We start from the raw sequence: 15,621 nt of genomic DNA, 5'->3' as shown, positions 1-15,621 counted from the left end.
CGGATCGCACTCGCTTTCGGGCAACGAGAAAGAAATGAAGGGAGCCACATCGTGGCCGCCAGCCAGGAAGAAATCATCGCCGGTCTCGCCGAGATCATCGAAGAGGTCACCGGTATCGAGCCGTCCGAGGTCACGCTGGAGAAGTCCTTCGTCGACGACCTGGACATCGACTCGCTGTCGATGGTCGAGATCGCGGTGCAGACCGAGGACAAGTACGGCGTGAAGATCCCCGACGAGGACCTCGCCGGCCTGCGCACCGTCGGTGACGTCGTCGCCTACATCCAGAAGCTCGAAGCCGAGAACCCCGAGGCTGCTGCTGCCCTGCGCGAGAAGTTTGGCTCGGAATGACCAAACCTTCCACTGCTAACGGCGGGTTCCCGAATGTCGTGGTGACCGCCGTTACGGCGACCACCTCACTGGCACCGGACATCGAGAGCACGTGGAAGGGCCTGCTGGCCGGCGAGAGCGGCATCCGCAAGCTCGAGGACGACTTCGTCGAGAAGTGGGACCTGGCAGCCAAGATCGGTGGGCACCTCAAGGAGCCGCTCGATCCGCTGATGTCCCGCCTCGAGATGCGGCGCATGTCCTACGTGCAGCGGATGGCCAAGTACCTCGGCAACCAGCTGTGGGAAACCGCGGGTAAGCCCGAGGTCGATCCCGACCGGTTCTCGGTCGTGATCGGCACCGGGCTGGGTGGCGGCGAGAAGATCGTCGAGACCTATGACGCGATGAACGAGGGCGGGCCCCGCAAGGTGTCCCCGCTCGCCGTTCAGATGATCATGCCCAACGGTGCTGCCGCCGTCGTCGGCCTCGAGCTCGGGGCCCGCGCCGGTGTCATCACGCCGGTGTCGGCCTGTTCCTCGGGTTCGGAAGGCATCGCCCACGCATGGCGCCAGATCGTCATGGGTGACGCCGATATCGCCGTGTGCGGTGGTGTCGAGGGTGCCATCGAGGCGCTGCCCATCGCGGCGTTCTCGATGATGCGTGCGATGTCGACCCGCAACGACGATCCGGAAGGCGCCTCGCGCCCGTTCGACAAGGATCGCGACGGGTTCGTCTTCGGCGAGGCGGGTGCGCTCATGGTCATCGAGACCGAAGAGCACGCCCTGGCCCGCGGCGCCAAGCCGCTGGCCCGCCTGATGGGTGCCGGTATCACCTCCGATGCGTTCCACATGGTGGCTCCGGCCGCGGACGGCGCTCGCGCCGGCCAGGCCATGAAGCGCGCGATGGAGACCGCGGGTCTGTCGCCCAAGGACATCAACCACGTCAACGCGCACGCCACATCGACCTCGATCGGTGACGTCGCGGAGGCGAACGCCATTCGGGTGGCGGGGGTGGAGCATGCTGCGGTGTACGCACCGAAGTCGGCTCTGGGCCACTCGATCGGTGCGGTGGGTGCCCTGGAGTCGATCCTGACGGTGCTGGCACTGCGTGACGGTGTGATTCCGCCGACGCTCAACTACGAGACTCCCGATCCTGAGATCGATCTCGATGTTGTCGCGGGAGAGCCTCGGTATGGCGACTACCAGTACGCCATCAACAACTCGTTCGGATTCGGCGGCCACAATGTGGCTCTGGCGTTCGGACGTTACTGAGGTAACCAAGAAGAACCGGTAGCAGATGGTGGGGAACGGCTTGAACAAGCTGTCTACGGGGAACGGTCTACCCAACGTGGTCGTCACTGGCATCGCCATGACGACCGCGTTGGCGACCGATGCGGAGACGACCTGGAAGAAACTACTGGACGGCGAGAGCGGAATCCGCAAGCTCGATGACCCGTTCGTCGAGGAGTACGACTTACCGGTCCGCATCGGCGGGCACCTGCTCGAGGATTTCGACAGCGAGTTGACCCGCGTCGAGCTTCGCCGACACTCCTACCTGCAGAAGATGGCGACCGTCATCGGACGCCGGGTATGGGAGAACGCGGGCTCCCCCGACGTCGACCCCAAGCGGCTCATGGTGTCCATCGGGACGGGGCTGGGTTCCACCGAGGAACTCGTCTTCGCCTATGACGGCATGCGCGCCAAGGGTCTTCGGGCCGTTTCCCCGCTGGTCGTCCAGATGTACATGCCCAACGGGGCGGCGGCGGCCGTCGGCCTGGAGCGCCAGGCCCGGGCCGGCGTCAGCACCGTGATCTCGGCCTGCGCCTCGGGTTCCGAGGGCATTGCCAACGCCTGGCGCAACATCGTCCTCGGCGAGGCGGACGTCGCCATCTGCGGTGGTGTGGAGACCAAGATCGAGGCGGTGCCGATCGCCGGCTTCGCCCAGATGCGGATCGTGCTGTCCAACACCAACGACGACCCGCAGGGCGCCTGCAGGCCGTTCGACCGGGACCGCAACGGGTTCGTCTTCGGTGAGGGCGCCGCGATGATGGTCATCGAGACCGAGGAGCACGCGAAGGCCCGCGGGGCCAACATCCTGGCCCGCATCATGGGTGCCAGCGTGACCTCCGACGGCTATCACATCGTTGCGCCGGACCCCAACGGGGAACAGGCCGGTTACGCGATGACCCGCGCCATCGAACTGGCCGGGCTGCAGCCTTCCGATATCGACCACGTCAACGCGCATGCCACCGGGACCACGGTGGGCGATGTCGCCGAGGGTGTGGCGATCAACCGGGCGATGAAGGGGCACAAGCCGGCGGTGTACGCACCGAAGTCGGCTCTGGGCCATTCGGTCGGCGCGGTGGGCGCGGTGGAGAGCATCCTCACCGTGCTCGCCTTGCGGGACGGGGTGATTCCGCCGACGCTGAACCTCAAGAATCTGGATCCAGAGATCGACCTGGATGTCGTGGCTGGCGAGCCGCGGTCCGGTGACTACAAGTACGCGATCAACAATTCGTTCGGATTCGGTGGGCACAACGTCGCGCTCACCTTCGGAAAATACTGACAGAAGTACCCGAAGGCGCCGGTCACCATCCGACGCGTAACCAGGAGGACTGGATGACCATCATGGCTCCCGAAGCGGCCGCCGAGTCGCTCGACCCGCGCGATCCGCTGCTGCGCCTGAAGACCTTCTTCGACGACGGCAGCGTCTCGTTGCTGCACGAGCGCGACAAGTCCGGTGTCCTGGCGGCCGCCGGCACCGTCAACGGTGTGCGGACCATCGCGTTCTGCACCGACGGCACCGTCATGGGTGGCGCGATGGGTATCGAGGGGTGCGCACACATCGTCGACGCCTACGACGTCGCCATCGAGGAGCAGAGCCCGATCGTCGGGATCTGGCACTCCGGTGGCGCGCGGCTGGCCGAGGGCGTCAAGGCGCTGCACGCGGTCGGGCTGGTCTTCGAGGCGATGATCCGCGCTTCGGGCTACATCCCGCAGATCTCCGTGGTGGTCGGCTTCGCCGCCGGCGGCGCCGCATATGGACCGGCGCTGACCGACGTCATCGTGATGGCTCCGGACAGCAAGGTTTTCGTCACCGGCCCCGATGTGGTGCGCAGCGTGACCGGCGAGGACGTCGACATGGTGTCCCTCGGCGGCCCGGAGGCCCATCACAAGAAGTCCGGTGTCTGCCACATCGTCGCCGACGATGAACTCGACGCCTACGAGCGCGGCCGTCGCCTGGTCGGATTGTTCTGCCAGCAGGGTCATTTCGACCGCAGCAAGGCCGAGGCCGGGGACACCGACCTCAAGGCCCTGATGCCCGAGTCCGCACGGCGTGCCTACGATGTGCACCCGATCGTCGAGGCACTGTTGGACAAGGATTCGCACTTCGAGGAGTTCCAGTCCCGCTGGGCCCCGTCCATCGTGGTCGGCCTGGGCCGGCTGGCCGGGCGCACCGTCGGCGTCATCGCCAACAACCCGCTGCGCCTCGGCGGCTGCCTGAACTCCGAAAGCGCCGAGAAGTCAGCGCGTTTCGTGCGCCTCTGTGATGCCTTCGGCATCCCGCTGGTGGTCGTCGTGGACGTCCCCGGCTACCTGCCCGGTGTGGATCAGGAGTGGGGCGGCGTGGTGCGCCGCGGCGCCAAACTGCTGCACGCATTCGGTGAGGCCACCGTCCCGCGCGTCACGCTGGTCACCCGCAAGATCTACGGCGGCGCCTACATCGCGATGAACTCGCGCTCACTGGGTGCCACCAAGGTGTTCGCCTGGCCGGACGCCGAGGTCGCCGTGATGGGCGCCAAGGCCGCGGTCGGCATCCTGCACAAGCGCAAGCTGGCCGCCGCCGCCGACCATGAGCGCGACGCCCTGCACGAGGAACTGGCCGCCGAGCACGAGCGGATCGCCGGCGGCGTGGACAGCGCCATCGAGATCGGTGTGGTGGACGCGAAGATCGATCCCGCGCACACCCGCAGCGTGATCACCCAGGCACTGGCCGAGGCGCCCGCCCGGCGCGGCCGGCACAAGAACATCCCGCTGTAACCAGTCTGCGATTTCGGCGCGTTCACGTTCGCTCAGCGAATGTGAACGCGCCGAAGTTGTTTCTCGGGGGCGCTACCGGGTGGTGTAGCCGCCGTTGGCGAAGATGGTCTGTCCGGTGATCCAGTGCCCCTCGCCGGCCAGGAACACCACCAGCGGTGCGATGTCCTCGATCATGGTCAGGCGGTTGCCCATCGCCTGGGACCGGTGGAAGGCCACCCGTTCCGGGGTCTCCTGCCCGTAGAAGAACGGGGTGTCCATCGGCCCCGGGCCGACGTTGTTGACGTTGATGTCACGTGCGGCGAACTCCTTGGCCGCCGCCCTGGTGAAGTGTTCGACCGGGCTCTTGGCGCCGGCATAGGTGGCGTAGCCCTCGGTGAACGCGGCCAGCAACGAGGTCACGATGGTGATCACCGAACCACCGTCGGCGAGTTTGCGGCCGGCCTGCTGGATGAAGAAGAAGGCCGCCTTCGCGTTGATGTCGAACATCGAATCATATTCGGCCACAGTGGTTTCCACGATCGGCTTGCGCAGTACACGACCCGTGGTGTTGATCGCGATGTCCACGCCGCCGAAGGCACCGATCGCCGCGTCGAACAGCGCCTCGACATGGGCCGGTTCGGTCAGGTCGGCCTGGAACTTGATGGCCTTGGCGCCGGCCTCCTCGACCTCGGCGATGGTCTCGTCGGCGTCGGCTTCGGTGGCCGCGCCATGGTAGTGCACCGCGACGTTCACCCCCCAGGTCGCCAACGTCGCACTGATGAGACCGCCGAGGTTCTTGGCCCCACCGGCGATCACCGCGGACTTCCCGTGCAGGTTCGTGCTCACTGACACGACGGTAAATCACCGAACCGACAAACAGGAAACGCAAGAATCCGAGGAATCCACAAGTAGTTCTTGTGCAACACTGGGCCGATGACGCGACCATTTCCGGACCTGCGTCGACTGCGGCACTTCATCGCTGTCGCCGAAACCGGCAGTTTCACCGGGGCCGCGAACGGCCTGCACCTGAGCCAGCAGGCGCTGAGCAGTTCGGTGGCTCAACTGGAGAAGGAACTCGGTGCCACGCTGTTCACCCGGGACGGCCGCCGGGTGGCGCTGACCCACGCCGGTGAGCTGCTGCTCGACGAGGGCCGCACGCTGCTGGCCGCGGCCTACACCGTCACCGACCGGGTTCAGCGGGCGGCGGCCGGAGCCGAGGGCGAGTTCGTGGTGGGCTACGCACCGACCCTCAGCGGCACCGAAGCCTACGTGCACCTGGAACCGGCCATCGACGCGTTTCCGGACCGATCCTTCACCTTCCGGCAGCTCTTTCCCGATCAGCTGGTACGCGAGATCATCGAGGGCACAGTACATCTGGGGTTGCGCCGCGGCATCGTGCCCTATGCCGACCTGGCCACCGCCGTGATCGGCTACGACCGGGTGCGGTTGGCACTGCCCGCCGAACACCGGCTGGCCACCGAGTCCGTGATCGACATCGGCGAACTGGCCGGTGAGACGGTGGCGCTGTGGGCTCCGCCCGGGGCGTCCTCCTACAGTGATTTCCTGATGGGCGCCTGCCGGCGCGCCGGATTCGAACCGGACTACCTCGTGAGCCGGGTGCAGGGTTCGGCCCCGGTCGCCGCACCGCTGACCACCGGTGGGGTCGCATTCGTCACCACACCCGCCGGCGCCGCGATGAACGGCCGGGTGCAGGTGGTGGACCTGGAACCGGAACTGCTGGTCGGTGTGCAGGCAATGTGGCTGCGGCACACCAGCTCCGCGGAACGGGACGCGGTGTTGGCCGCCGGTCGTTAGCCGGTGAACTCGGCAGCCGCGGCGTGTGCCCGTGCCCGGTCCTCGGGCACCAGACCGATCCGGGTGCGCCGGTCCAGGATGTCGTCCGGGGTCAGTGCGCCCTCATAGCTGACGGCATAGTCGAATTCGGCTCGGATCACGTCGATCCCGTCGGCGACGGGGTCGGTCGGCCGGTCGCAGGCGGCCCGCGCGATGACATTGGGCGCCTCGGCGCCGTACCGGGCCACCAGTGAGGACGGCAGGTCATGCGCGGTCCGCAGCGTCGACACCGGATTGGCCGGTGCACCGACCAGAGGCAGGTTACGGGTGCGGCACGGCGCCGCGTCCAGCCCCCGCAGCGCCACCGCCCGGTCCACCACGTCCTCTGCCATGTACCGGTATTCGGTGAGCTTGCCACCGATCACGCTGATCACCCCGTTGCCCGATTCGGTCACCGCGTGGTCGCGGGACAGGTCGGCGGTGTGGCCCTCGCTCTCGATCAGCGGCCGCAGCCCGGCGTAGCGACCGCGCACATCGGCGGCGGTCAGGGCGGTGTCCAGCGCGGTGTTGACGGTGTCGAGCAGGAACGCCTCCTCGGCCGGGGTCGGTTGCGGCACATCGGGTATGGGTCCCGGTGCGTCCTCGTCGGTGAGGCCGAGGTAGACCCGGCCCAGCTGTTCGGGCATGGCGAAGACGAACCGGTTGAGCTCGCCCGGGATCGGGACCGTCAGCGCCGCCGTCGGATTGCCGAAGGTCGCGGCGTCGAACACCAGGTGGGTGCCGCGGCTGGGCCGCAGCCTGATCGACGCGTCCACCTCCCCCGCCCATACCCCGGCGGCGTTCACCACCGCGCGGGCGCGGATCTGCACCGTCTGCCCCGTCAGCTCGTCGGTGAGATGGACCGAATCCCCCTGCGCGCCCTGCGCGGACACCCGGGTCAGCACCGAAGCCCCGTGTTGGGCGGCGGTGCGCGCCACCGCGGTGACCAACCGGGCGTCGTCGATCAGTTGGCCGTCGTAGGCCAGGAAGGCGCCGTCGAGTCCGGCGCGGCGCACGGTGGGGGCCAGTTCGGCCGCCCGGCCCGCGTCGATCCGGCGGGACCGCGGCAGGACGGTCGACGGCGTCCCGGCCAGCGCACGCAGCCCGTCGCCCGCGATGAAGCCCGTGCGCACCAGGGCACGCGCGGCGCGGCTCATGCCGGGCAGCAGCGGAACCAGCTGCGGCATGGCCGAGACCAGATGAGGAGCGTTGCGGGTCATCAGGATTCCGCGCTCGATGGCGCTGCGCCGGGCGATGCCGACGTTGCCGCTGGCCAGGTAGCGCAGCCCGCCGTGCACCAGCTTGGAGCTCCACCGGCTGGTGCCGAAGGCCAGATCGTGTTTCTCGACCAGCACGACACGCAGTCCGCGGGTGGCGGCGTCCAGTGCGATGCCGGTTCCGGTGATGCCGCCGCCGATCACCAGCACGTCGACCGGGTCGCCGTCGGTGAGTGCGGCGAGCTCGGCGCTGCGGCGGGCGCGGTTCAGTGCGCTTCGGGTCATCGCTTCAGGTATCCGTTCAGGGCGTGGCCGAGTTCGGTGGCCAGCGCGTCGCCGCCGAGGATCGGCTCGACCATCTGCGCGGACTGCACCGTGGACTGGGTGATGAGCAGGCACATCGCCGCCAGCCTGCGCGGGTCCCCGGGGCGCACGCTGCCGTGTTCCTGGGCGAGTTCGATCTGCCCGGCGACCGCGTCGATGAGGATCTGCTGGCTGGTGCCGAGGCGTTCGGCGATGTAGACCATGGCAAGTTCGGGGGCGTTGTGCAGCACGGCCATCACGATCTCGTCGTGCTGGAGTTTCCCGGCGACGGCGACGATGCGGCCGACCAGCGCCTCGCGCCCCGGCTCCCGGCCCCCGGTGTCGTCGAGCACCCCGACCACCCGGGCGGTGAGCAGCGCGGCGAGGATCGACCGAGTGTCCGGCCAGCGCCGGTACACCGTGGGACGGCTGACGTCGGCACGGCGGGCGATCTCGGCCAGCGTCACCCGGTCGACACCGAAGGCGAGCACACAACTGGCGGCCGCATCCAGGATGCGGTCGTTCAGGGTGTCGGCGCCCTCGCCGGAGGCCTCGTTACTGATTGACATGATGTGTAAGACTGTAACGCATGATGCGAGCCGGCACCGAACTACAGCCCCCGATGAAGTGGAATGCCTGGGGTGATCCGCAGGCGGCCAAACCGCTCTCCGACGGCATCAAGGCCCTGCTCAAACAGGCACTCGGCATCGATGGTCCGGCGGCCCCGGATCTGGACATCGCCGAGGTCCGGGTGCGCCCCTCGGCACTGGCCGACGCCGACCGGCAAGCGTTGGAGTCCGCGATCGGAGCGGAGTACTGCCGCGTGGACGATCACAGCCGGTTGTTGCGCGCCGGCGGCAAGTCGACACTGGACCTGTTGCGCCGCAAGGACACCGGGGTGCAGGATGCGCCGGATGCCGTGTTGTTGCCGGCCGACGAGAACGAGGTCGCCGAGATCCTGCGGGTCTGTACCGAGCGCCGGATCGCGGTGGTCCCGTTCGGCGGCGGCACCAGTGTGGTGGGCGGCCTCGACCCGGAGCGCGGAGATTTCGCCGCCGTCGTCTCGCTGGATCTGCGCCGGCTCGACGCACTGCACGGTCTCGACGAGGTATCCGGCGAGGCCGAATTCGGCGCCGGCGTCACCGGGCCCCGCGCCGAGGAACTGCTCGGTGCCCGCGGCTTCTCGCTCGGGCATTTTCCGCAGAGTTTCCAGTTCGCCACCATCGGCGGGTTCGCCGCGACCCGCTCCTCCGGACAGGACTCCGCCGGGTACGGCCGGTTCGACGATATGGTGCGCGGCCTGCGGGTGGTCACCCCGGCCGGGGTGCTCGACCTGGGCCGGGCTCCCGCCTCGGCGGCCGGGCCCGACCTGCGTCAGCTGATGGTGGGATCCGAGGGCGTGTTCGGCATCATCACCAGCGTCCGGGTGCGGGTGCATCCGGTGTCGCAGTCCACCCGCTACGAGGCGTGGTCGTTCCCGGATTTCGGCACCGGCGCCGATGCGTTGCGGGCCGTGATCCAGACCGGCACCGGACCGACGGTGATCCGGCTGTCCGATGAGGCCGAGACCGGGGTGAACCTGGCCACCACCGAGCACATCGGCGAGCAGAGCATCACCGGTGGCTGCCTGGCGATCACGGTGTTCGAGGGCAGTCCGGCCCACACCGAGAGCCGGCACGCCGAGACCGCGGCGCTGCTGCGGTCCCGCGGCGCCACCTCACTGGGTGAGGCGCCCGCGCGCAACTGGGAGCACGGCCGGTTCGGTGCGCCGTACCTGCGCGATTCGCTGCTTGCCGCGGGCGCCTTGTGCGAGACGCTGGAGACCGCGACCAACTGGGCAGGCGTGCCGGTAGTCAAGGCAGCCGTCACCGCGGCGCTGTCCGAAGCGCTGGGCCAGGCCCTGGTGATGTGCCACATTTCGCATGTGTACCCCACCGGTGCGTCGCTGTACTTCACCGTCGTCGCCGCCCAGCAGGGTGATCCCATCGAGCAGTGGCGGCGCGCCAAGGCCGCGGCCTCGGACGCCATGGTGCGCTCCGGCGCCACCATCACCCATCATCACGCGGTCGGCGCGGATCACCGGCCGTGGATGCAGGCCGAGATCGGCGATCTCGGCGTCGAGGTCCTGCGGGCGGTCAAGGCGCGGCTGGATCCCGCCGGAATTCTCAACCCCGGCAAGCTGATTCCATGATCGGCCGGGTCACCGTCCTGACCAACCCGGCGTCCGGGCACGGCAGTGCTTCGCACGCCGCGGAGCGGGCGATCACCCAACTGCACCGTCGCGGGTTGGACGTGGTGGCCATCGCCGGCCGCGACGCCGCCCACGCCCGTCAACTCACCGAGGGCGCCCTGGAACGCGGCATGGATGCGCTCGTGGTGGTCGGGGGTGACGGCATCGTCTCGCTGGCGTTGCAGGTGCTGGCCCGGACCGACACCCCGCTGGGCATCATCCCGGCCGGCACCGGCAACGACCATGCGCGTGAATTCGGCATTCCGACAAGCGATCCCGAAGCCGCCGCGAATGTGGTCGCCGACGGCAACGTGACGACGATCGACCTCGGCCTGATCACCGGGGCCGACGGCACCCGCCGGTGGTTCGGCACCGTGATGGCCGCGGGATTCGATTCACTGGTCACCGACCGGACCAATCGGATGCGCTGGCCGCACGGGCGGATGCGCTACAACCTCGCCATGGTTGCCGAGATCTCGAAACTGCGCCTGCTGCCGTTCCGCCTGGTTTTCGACGGCGAAGTGGTGGTCACCGATCTGACCCTGGCCACCGTGGGCAACACCCGCAGTTACGGCGGCGGCATGCTGATCTGCCCCGGCGCCGACCCGACCGACGGCATGTTCGACGTGACCATGGTGGCGTCGGCCTCGCGCACCCGGCTGATCCGGTTGTTCCCCACCGTGTTCAAGGGCACGCACGTCGACCTCGACGAGGTGACCACCCGCCGGGCGCGCACCATCGAGGTGGATTGTCCCGGCATCAACGCGTACGCCGACGGCGAGTTCGTCTGCCCGCTACCGGTCGAGGTGAGCACGGTGCCCGGCGCGCTGAACATCCTGGTCCCGAGCTGATGCTCAGTCCCCCTTGGGGATTCGCAATCCGAGCGTGTGCCGGGCACCCTCGGCGAGCTCGTGCCGAAGATCGATACCGGGCGGGTTCTGCACGGCCGGGTCGGCGGCCGCGGACATTCCGGACAGCACCATGGCGGCCCGGACCCGGCCGCCGGGGCCGGGGTGCGCGGCGGCCAGCAGGGTCATCTGCCGGTTGATCAGACCGCTCCACCGGGGGCGGCTGCGAATGAACTCCAGGACCGCCGGATCACCGCGCAGCATCGACACCGTGGCGCGGTTGTCGGCGGCCAGTGCCGCGTAACCCGTGATCATCCGCTCGGCGCGGGCGGCCACCGAAGGCTGGGCCTCGGCATCGGTGACGATATCCGCCAGCGTGTCCAGCACCGGGCCGATCAGGGCCTGCAGGATCTCGTCGCGAGCACGAAAGTGGTGATATATCGCGCCTTTTCGGAATCCCAGCCGGTCGGCGATCATCTGCAGCGAGGTGCCCGCGTAGCCGTGCTCGCCGAACAGTTCGGCGGCGGCCGCCAGCAGCCGGTCCCGGGTCGCGGGTTCGGCGCCCGGCTCACCCGAAGTGCCCATCGTCACTCCCCTCCGAGGCTGTGAATGCCCTCACGATAGTTGGACGATCGTCCAGCATGCGGCGATCATGGATGGGGAATCTACTGGACGATCGTCCAGACATCCCGAAAGGACCCGCCTGCCATGACATTCGAGCTCGCCAACAAAGTCGCCATCGTCACCGGCGGCGCGGCGGGCATCGGCGGGGCCGCGGTCCGGCATTTCCTCAAGGAGGGCGCCTACGTCGTCATCGCCGACGTCAATGCCGATCAGGGCGAGGCGATGGAAGCCGAACTCGGCCCCGACTGTGCGTTCAAGTACACCGACGTCTCCGAGCGCAGCGATGTCGAGGACCTGGTGAACTTCGCGGTCGCCACCTTCGGCGGTCTCGACATCATGTTCAACAACGCGGGCATCTCCGGCACGATGCAGCCCAACCTCCTCGACGATGACTTCGCAGACTTCGAGCAGGTGCTCAAGGTCGACCTGCTCGGCGTGATGCTGGGCACCCAGATCGCGGCGCGCCACATGAAGGACAACGGCGGCGGCTCGATCATCAACACCACCTCGATCGGCGGGATGCAGGCCGGGTGCACCGTGCTGTCCTACCGGGCCGCCAAGGCCGGCGTCATCCACTTCAGCAAGTCCGCGGCAATCGATCTGGCCGAGTACGGAATCCGGGTCAACTGCATCGCCCCCGGCGGTATCCCGACGGCGATCCTGTCCTCGGCGACCGGCGATGCCGAGGATTCCGGAACCACGTCGGCGATCCGCCGGATCATCGCCGAGGACCGTCCGCTGAAGTTCGACGGCGACACCTCCGACATCGCCAACGCCGCCGTCTATCTGGGCAGCGACCGGTCCCGCTACGTCACCGGCATCGTGCTGCCGGTGGATGGCGGCATCACCGCCGGCAACCCGCGCAACCCGTTGCGCGCGATGCTCGCCGAGGCAATGGCTTCCTGACTTACAAACGCAATGTCACCCTGACAGCCGCGCCACGCATATATGTGCGCGGCAACGCTGCCAGGGTGACATTGCGTTCAGAAAGTGTCAGCCGACTCCGCGGTTCAGCCAGGTGACCTCACCGGTGTCCCCACCACCGCGGTAGGGCTCCAGCGATTCGTCCCACGCGGTGCCGAGCACCGAGTCCAGATCGGCGGCCAGCGCATCGGCCCCGGAGGCCATCAGGCTGCGCAGCCGCTGCTCGCCGACCATCACGTCGCCGTTGGCGCTCATCACTCCGTGCCACAGCCCGAGCTGCGGGGTGTGGCACCAGCGATGTCCGTCGACACCCTCACTGGGGTCTTCGGTCACCTCGAAGCGCAACACCGACCACGACCGCAGGGCATTGGCCAACTGCGCGCCGGTACCCACCGGGCCCACCCAATTCGTGACAGCGCGAAGCTGCCCGGGCATGGCGGGCTGGGGCGTCCACTTGAGGTTCGCCCGCGCCGACAGGGTCGACGAAAGTGCCCACTCCACGTGTGGGCATACCGCCGCGGGCGAGGCGTGAACGTAAACCACGCCAGTTGTCGCCTCGGCGAACTGGTTCGACGCACGCATACTTCTGCTCCTTCGGCTCCACGAGGGACGTCTTCCCCAACGACCTGGTGTTACCGAACTGTGCAGCTGTTTCGTGCGTGTCTATTGTGCCTTGTGGGACGCGTGTTGCGCTAGTGTGCCCCGAATTCTCTCAGGACTCCATCAGAGATGGCCGGCCACAGCGGATGGGCCCAGTCCCCGAAGTCCCGATCGGTGAGTACCACAAAGGCCAGGTCAACGGCCGGATCCACCCACAGGAACGTGCCCGATTGACCGAAGTGGCCGAAGGTGCGCGCGGAGTTCGCAGAGCCGGTCCAGTGCGGTGATTTCTCCGACCGGATCTCCAACCCCAATCCCCAGTCGTTGGGGCGCTGCGATCCGAAGCCGGGCAGTACGCCGTTCAGGCCCGGGAACTGCACCGACGTCGCCTCGCGGTGCAGTTCCGCCGAGACCAGTTCGGGGCGCAGCAGGTCCGCGGCGAACGCGGCCAGATCTGTCACCGAGGAGTAGCCGCCGTAACCGGCCGCGGGCGCCCCGCCGCGCAACGTCGAGGACCGCATGCCCAGCGGCTCGAACACCGCCTCGCTCAGGTACTGCCCGAACTCGATGCCGGCGGCCTCCTGCAACGCCTCGGCCAGCAGGGTGAACCCGTAGTTCGAGTAGATCCGGCGTGTCCCCGGCGCAGCGAGCACGTCCGAGGTCTGCATCGACACGCCGGAGGTGTGAGCCAGCAGATGGCGCACGGTCGCGCCGGGCGGGCCGGCCGGCGTGTCCAGTTCGAAGACGCCCTCCTCGACGGCGATCTGCGCCGCGCGAGCCGCCAGCGGCTTGGTCACCGAGGCCAGCCGGAACACCTGTGCGGTGTCACCGTGCGTGCCGAGTACACCCGCCGGCCCGACCACCGCGGCAGCAGCGGTCCGAACCGGCCAGTCGTCGAGAAGTTCCAGAGCGCCCACGCGCAGGATGCTACTTGCGACCAGACTGGACACCTGTCCGGCAGACCCTCGGGCCGGGTATTAGGTTATAGGCATGAGTCAGACGGTGCGTGGTGTGATTTCTCGGTCCAAGGGTGCGGCGGTGGAGTTGGTCGACATCGTGATCCCCGATCCGGGCCCGGGCGAGGTGGTGGTCGCGGTGCAGGCCTGCGGGGTCTGCCACACCGACCTGACCTACCGCGAAGGCGGCATCAACGACGAATACCCCTTCCTGCTCGGTCATGAAGCCGCCGGCATCGTCGAGTCCATCGGCGAGGGCGTCACCCACGTCGCCGTCGGCGACTTCGTCATCCTGAACTGGCGCGCGGTCTGCGGCGAATGCCGGGCCTGCAAACGCGGGCGCCCGCACCTGTGCTTCGACACCTTCAACGCCACCCAGAAAATGACCCTCACCGACGGTACCGAGCTCACCCCGGCGCTGGGCATCGGCGCCTTCGCCGACAAAACCCTCGTCCATCAGGGCCAGTGCACCAAGGTCGATCCGCAAGCCGACCCCGCCGTGGCCGGCCTGTTGGGCTGCGGGGTCATGGCCGGGCTCGGCGCGGCGGTCAACACCGGCGCGGTCGGCCGCGATGACACCGTCGCGGTCATCGGCTGCGGCGGGGTCGGCGATGCCGCCATCGCCGGGGCCGCCCTGGTCGGGGCCAAGACGATCATCGCCGTGGACGTCGATGACCGGAAACTCGACACCGCCCGCGACTTCGGGGCCACCCACACCGTCAACGCCCGCGACCTCGACCCCGTCAAAACCATCCAGGACCTCACCGACGGGTTCGGCGCCGATGTCGTCATCGACGCCGTCGGACGCCCCGAAACCTGGAAGCAGGCCTTCTACGCCCGCGATTTGGCCGGCACCGTCGTCCTGGTCGGCGTCCCCACCCCGGACATGACCCTGGAGATGCCGCTGGTCGACTTCTTCTCCCGCGGCGGTTCGTTGAAGTCGAGCTGGTATGGCGACTGCCTACCCGAACGCGACTTCCCCACCCTGATCTCGCTGTACCGCCAGGGCCGGCTGCCGCTGGAGAAGTTCGTCACCGAACGCATCAGCCTCGACGCCATCGAAGACGCCTTCCACAAGATGCACGCCGGTGAGGTGCTGCGCTCGGTGGTCGTGCTGTGAGCATCCAGCGGGTCGTCACCTCCGGCACCTTCGAACTCGACGGCGGCTCCTGGGAGGTGGACAACAACATCTGGCTCGTCGGCGACGACAACGACGTCATCGTCTTCGACGCCGCGCACACCGCCGCACCCATCATCGACGCCGTCGCCGGGCGCAACGTGGTGGCCGTCGTGTGCACCCACGGGCACAACGATCACATCACCGTGGCGCCCGAACTCGGCGCCACCCTGGATGCCCCGGTGTTCCTCCACCCCGCCGACGAGATGCTCTGGAACACCGTCCACCCCGGCGCCGAGTTCCGTACCGTCGACGACGGCCTGGTCCTCACAGCCGGCGGCATCGAACTGCACGCCCTCCACACCCCCGGCCACTCGCCGGGCTCGGTCTGCTGGTCCGCCCCCGACCTGGGCGCCGTCATCTCCGGGGACACCCTCTTCCAGGGCGGCCCCGGCGCGACGGGGCGCTCCTACTCCGACTTCCCCACCATCCTGGACTCCATCAAGAACCGCCTCGGCCTGCTCCCGGACGAGACCGTGGTCTACACCGGCCACGGCGACACCACCACCATCGGCGGCGAACTCACCCACTACGACGACTGGGTCACCCGCGGCCACTGACGAACG

16 protein-coding genes are annotated in these 15,621 nt (G+C 68.4%); 10 read left to right on the top strand and 6 right to left on the bottom strand.

Going from position 1 to position 15,621, the window contains the following annotated elements:
- Nucleotides 1–51: 51 nt before the first annotated feature.
- The 4 genes from acpM to V4U86_RS09825 are packed head-to-tail and all read left to right on the top strand — an operon-like array spanning nucleotide 52 to nucleotide 4,364.
- Complete coding sequence (acpM, locus tag V4U86_RS09840; protein WP_395311055.1) at nucleotides 52–348, top strand: meromycolate extension acyl carrier protein AcpM; 297 nt, start codon at nucleotides 52–54, stop codon at nucleotides 346–348.
- Entirely contained in the window at nucleotides 345–1,595 is a 1,251-nt protein-coding gene (gene kasA, locus V4U86_RS09835) for a 3-oxoacyl-ACP synthase KasA (RefSeq protein ID WP_395311054.1), read from the top strand. The genes acpM and kasA overlap by 4 nt, the downstream gene beginning before the upstream one ends.
- Nucleotides 1,596–1,620: 25 nt before the next feature.
- Nucleotides 1,621–2,889: a 3-oxoacyl-ACP synthase KasB gene (gene kasB / locus V4U86_RS09830; RefSeq protein WP_395311053.1), complete on the top strand. Its 1,269-nt coding sequence runs from the start codon at nucleotides 1,621–1,623 to the stop codon at nucleotides 2,887–2,889.
- 53 nt (nucleotides 2,890–2,942) lie between these two features.
- Nucleotides 2,943–4,364 (top strand): acyl-CoA carboxylase subunit beta, encoded by a 1,422-nt coding sequence (locus V4U86_RS09825; RefSeq protein ID WP_395311052.1) that lies wholly within the window; start codon nucleotides 2,943–2,945, stop codon nucleotides 4,362–4,364.
- 72 nt (nucleotides 4,365–4,436) lie between these two features.
- Here V4U86_RS09825 and V4U86_RS09820 read toward each other — a convergent pair whose 3' ends face one another.
- Entirely contained in the window at nucleotides 4,437–5,189 is a 753-nt protein-coding gene (locus V4U86_RS09820) for an SDR family oxidoreductase (RefSeq protein ID WP_395311051.1), read from the bottom strand.
- 87 nt (nucleotides 5,190–5,276) lie between these two features.
- On the opposite strand from V4U86_RS09820, the gene V4U86_RS09815 reads away from it, so the two are divergent.
- On the top strand, nucleotides 5,277–6,158 hold the full coding sequence (locus tag V4U86_RS09815) for a LysR family transcriptional regulator (RefSeq protein ID WP_395311050.1): 882 nt from the start codon (nucleotides 5,277–5,279) through the stop codon (nucleotides 6,156–6,158).
- Here V4U86_RS09815 and V4U86_RS09810 read toward each other — a convergent pair.
- A complete protein-coding gene (locus V4U86_RS09810; RefSeq protein ID WP_395311049.1) occupies nucleotides 6,155–7,678 on the bottom strand; it encodes a glycerol-3-phosphate dehydrogenase/oxidase in 1,524 nt (507 codons plus the stop codon). The two genes, V4U86_RS09815 and V4U86_RS09810, sit on opposite strands and share 4 nt — an antisense overlap.
- Nucleotides 7,675–8,268, bottom strand: coding sequence for a TetR/AcrR family transcriptional regulator (locus tag V4U86_RS09805; RefSeq protein ID WP_395311981.1), 594 nt, complete (start codon nucleotides 8,266–8,268; stop codon nucleotides 7,675–7,677). Before V4U86_RS09805 ends, V4U86_RS09810 begins: the two co-directional genes overlap by 4 nt.
- Nucleotides 8,269–8,318: 50 nt before the next feature.
- On the opposite strand from V4U86_RS09805, the gene V4U86_RS09800 reads away from it, so the two are divergent.
- Nucleotides 8,319–9,887: an FAD-binding oxidoreductase gene (locus V4U86_RS09800; RefSeq protein ID WP_395311980.1), complete on the top strand. Its 1,569-nt coding sequence runs from the start codon at nucleotides 8,319–8,321 to the stop codon at nucleotides 9,885–9,887.
- Nucleotides 9,884–10,777 carry a diacylglycerol kinase gene (locus tag V4U86_RS09795; protein ID WP_395311048.1) on the top strand — a complete coding sequence of 298 codons (894 nt, stop codon included), beginning with the start codon at nucleotides 9,884–9,886 and terminating at the stop codon, nucleotides 10,775–10,777. Before V4U86_RS09800 ends, V4U86_RS09795 begins: the two co-directional genes overlap by 4 nt.
- A 3-nt stretch (nucleotides 10,778–10,780) precedes the next feature.
- Here the strand turns inward: V4U86_RS09795 and V4U86_RS09790 are convergent, their stop codons facing one another.
- A complete protein-coding gene (locus tag V4U86_RS09790) occupies nucleotides 10,781–11,359 on the bottom strand; it encodes a TetR/AcrR family transcriptional regulator (RefSeq protein WP_395311047.1) in 579 nt (192 codons plus the stop codon).
- A gap of 123 nt (nucleotides 11,360–11,482) precedes the next feature.
- Here V4U86_RS09790 and V4U86_RS09785 point away from each other — a divergent pair, with 123 nt between their 5' ends.
- Complete coding sequence (locus tag V4U86_RS09785) at nucleotides 11,483–12,304, top strand: SDR family NAD(P)-dependent oxidoreductase (RefSeq protein WP_395311046.1); 822 nt, start codon at nucleotides 11,483–11,485, stop codon at nucleotides 12,302–12,304.
- 87 nt (nucleotides 12,305–12,391) lie between these two features.
- Here the strand turns inward: V4U86_RS09785 and V4U86_RS09780 are convergent, their stop codons facing one another.
- Nucleotides 12,392–12,904: a DUF3145 domain-containing protein gene (locus V4U86_RS09780; protein ID WP_073853935.1), complete on the bottom strand. Its 513-nt coding sequence runs from the start codon at nucleotides 12,902–12,904 to the stop codon at nucleotides 12,392–12,394.
- Between the two features lie 110 nt (nucleotides 12,905–13,014).
- Nucleotides 13,015–13,839, bottom strand: a complete 825-nt coding sequence (locus V4U86_RS09775; protein ID WP_395311045.1) for a serine hydrolase domain-containing protein — start codon at nucleotides 13,837–13,839, stop codon at nucleotides 13,015–13,017.
- Between the two features lie 73 nt (nucleotides 13,840–13,912).
- On the opposite strand from V4U86_RS09775, the gene V4U86_RS09770 reads away from it, so the two are divergent.
- Nucleotides 13,913–14,998, top strand: a complete 1,086-nt coding sequence (locus V4U86_RS09770; RefSeq protein WP_395311044.1) for an S-(hydroxymethyl)mycothiol dehydrogenase — start codon at nucleotides 13,913–13,915, stop codon at nucleotides 14,996–14,998.
- Nucleotides 14,995–15,615: an MBL fold metallo-hydrolase gene (locus V4U86_RS09765; RefSeq protein ID WP_395311043.1), complete on the top strand. Its 621-nt coding sequence runs from the start codon at nucleotides 14,995–14,997 to the stop codon at nucleotides 15,613–15,615. Before V4U86_RS09770 ends, V4U86_RS09765 begins: the two co-directional genes overlap by 4 nt.
- Nucleotides 15,616–15,621 lie beyond the last annotated feature (6 nt).

Source organism: Mycobacterium sp. AMU20-3851, from assembly GCF_043974665.1.
Lineage (GTDB): Bacteria > Actinomycetota > Actinomycetes > Mycobacteriales > Mycobacteriaceae > Mycobacterium.
This window is presented reverse-complemented; position numbering and strand designations above follow the sequence as displayed.

Excerpts from the sequence above, each read along its gene's own strand:
- kasA (WP_395311054.1), top strand. The coding sequence starts at position 345 with ATGACCAAACCTTCCACTGCTAACGGCGGGTTCCCGAATGTCGTGGTG.
- kasB (WP_395311053.1), top strand. The coding sequence starts at position 1,621 with ATGGTGGGGAACGGCTTGAACAAGCTGTCTACGGGGAACGGTCTACCC.
- V4U86_RS09825 (WP_395311052.1), top strand. The coding sequence starts at position 2,943 with ATGACCATCATGGCTCCCGAAGCGGCCGCCGAGTCGCTCGACCCGCGC.
- V4U86_RS09815 (WP_395311050.1), top strand. The coding sequence starts at position 5,277 with ATGACGCGACCATTTCCGGACCTGCGTCGACTGCGGCACTTCATCGCT.
- V4U86_RS09810 (WP_395311049.1), bottom strand. The coding sequence starts at position 7,678 with ATGACCCGAAGCGCACTGAACCGCGCCCGCCGCAGCGCCGAGCTCGCC.
- V4U86_RS09800 (WP_395311980.1), top strand. The coding sequence starts at position 8,319 with ATGAAGTGGAATGCCTGGGGTGATCCGCAGGCGGCCAAACCGCTCTCC.
- V4U86_RS09795 (WP_395311048.1), top strand. The coding sequence starts at position 9,884 with ATGATCGGCCGGGTCACCGTCCTGACCAACCCGGCGTCCGGGCACGGC.
- V4U86_RS09790 (WP_395311047.1), bottom strand. The coding sequence starts at position 11,359 with ATGGGCACTTCGGGTGAGCCGGGCGCCGAACCCGCGACCCGGGACCGG.
- V4U86_RS09785 (WP_395311046.1), top strand. The coding sequence starts at position 11,483 with ATGACATTCGAGCTCGCCAACAAAGTCGCCATCGTCACCGGCGGCGCG.
- V4U86_RS09780 (WP_073853935.1), bottom strand. The coding sequence starts at position 12,904 with ATGCGTGCGTCGAACCAGTTCGCCGAGGCGACAACTGGCGTGGTTTAC.
- V4U86_RS09770 (WP_395311044.1), top strand. The coding sequence starts at position 13,913 with ATGAGTCAGACGGTGCGTGGTGTGATTTCTCGGTCCAAGGGTGCGGCG.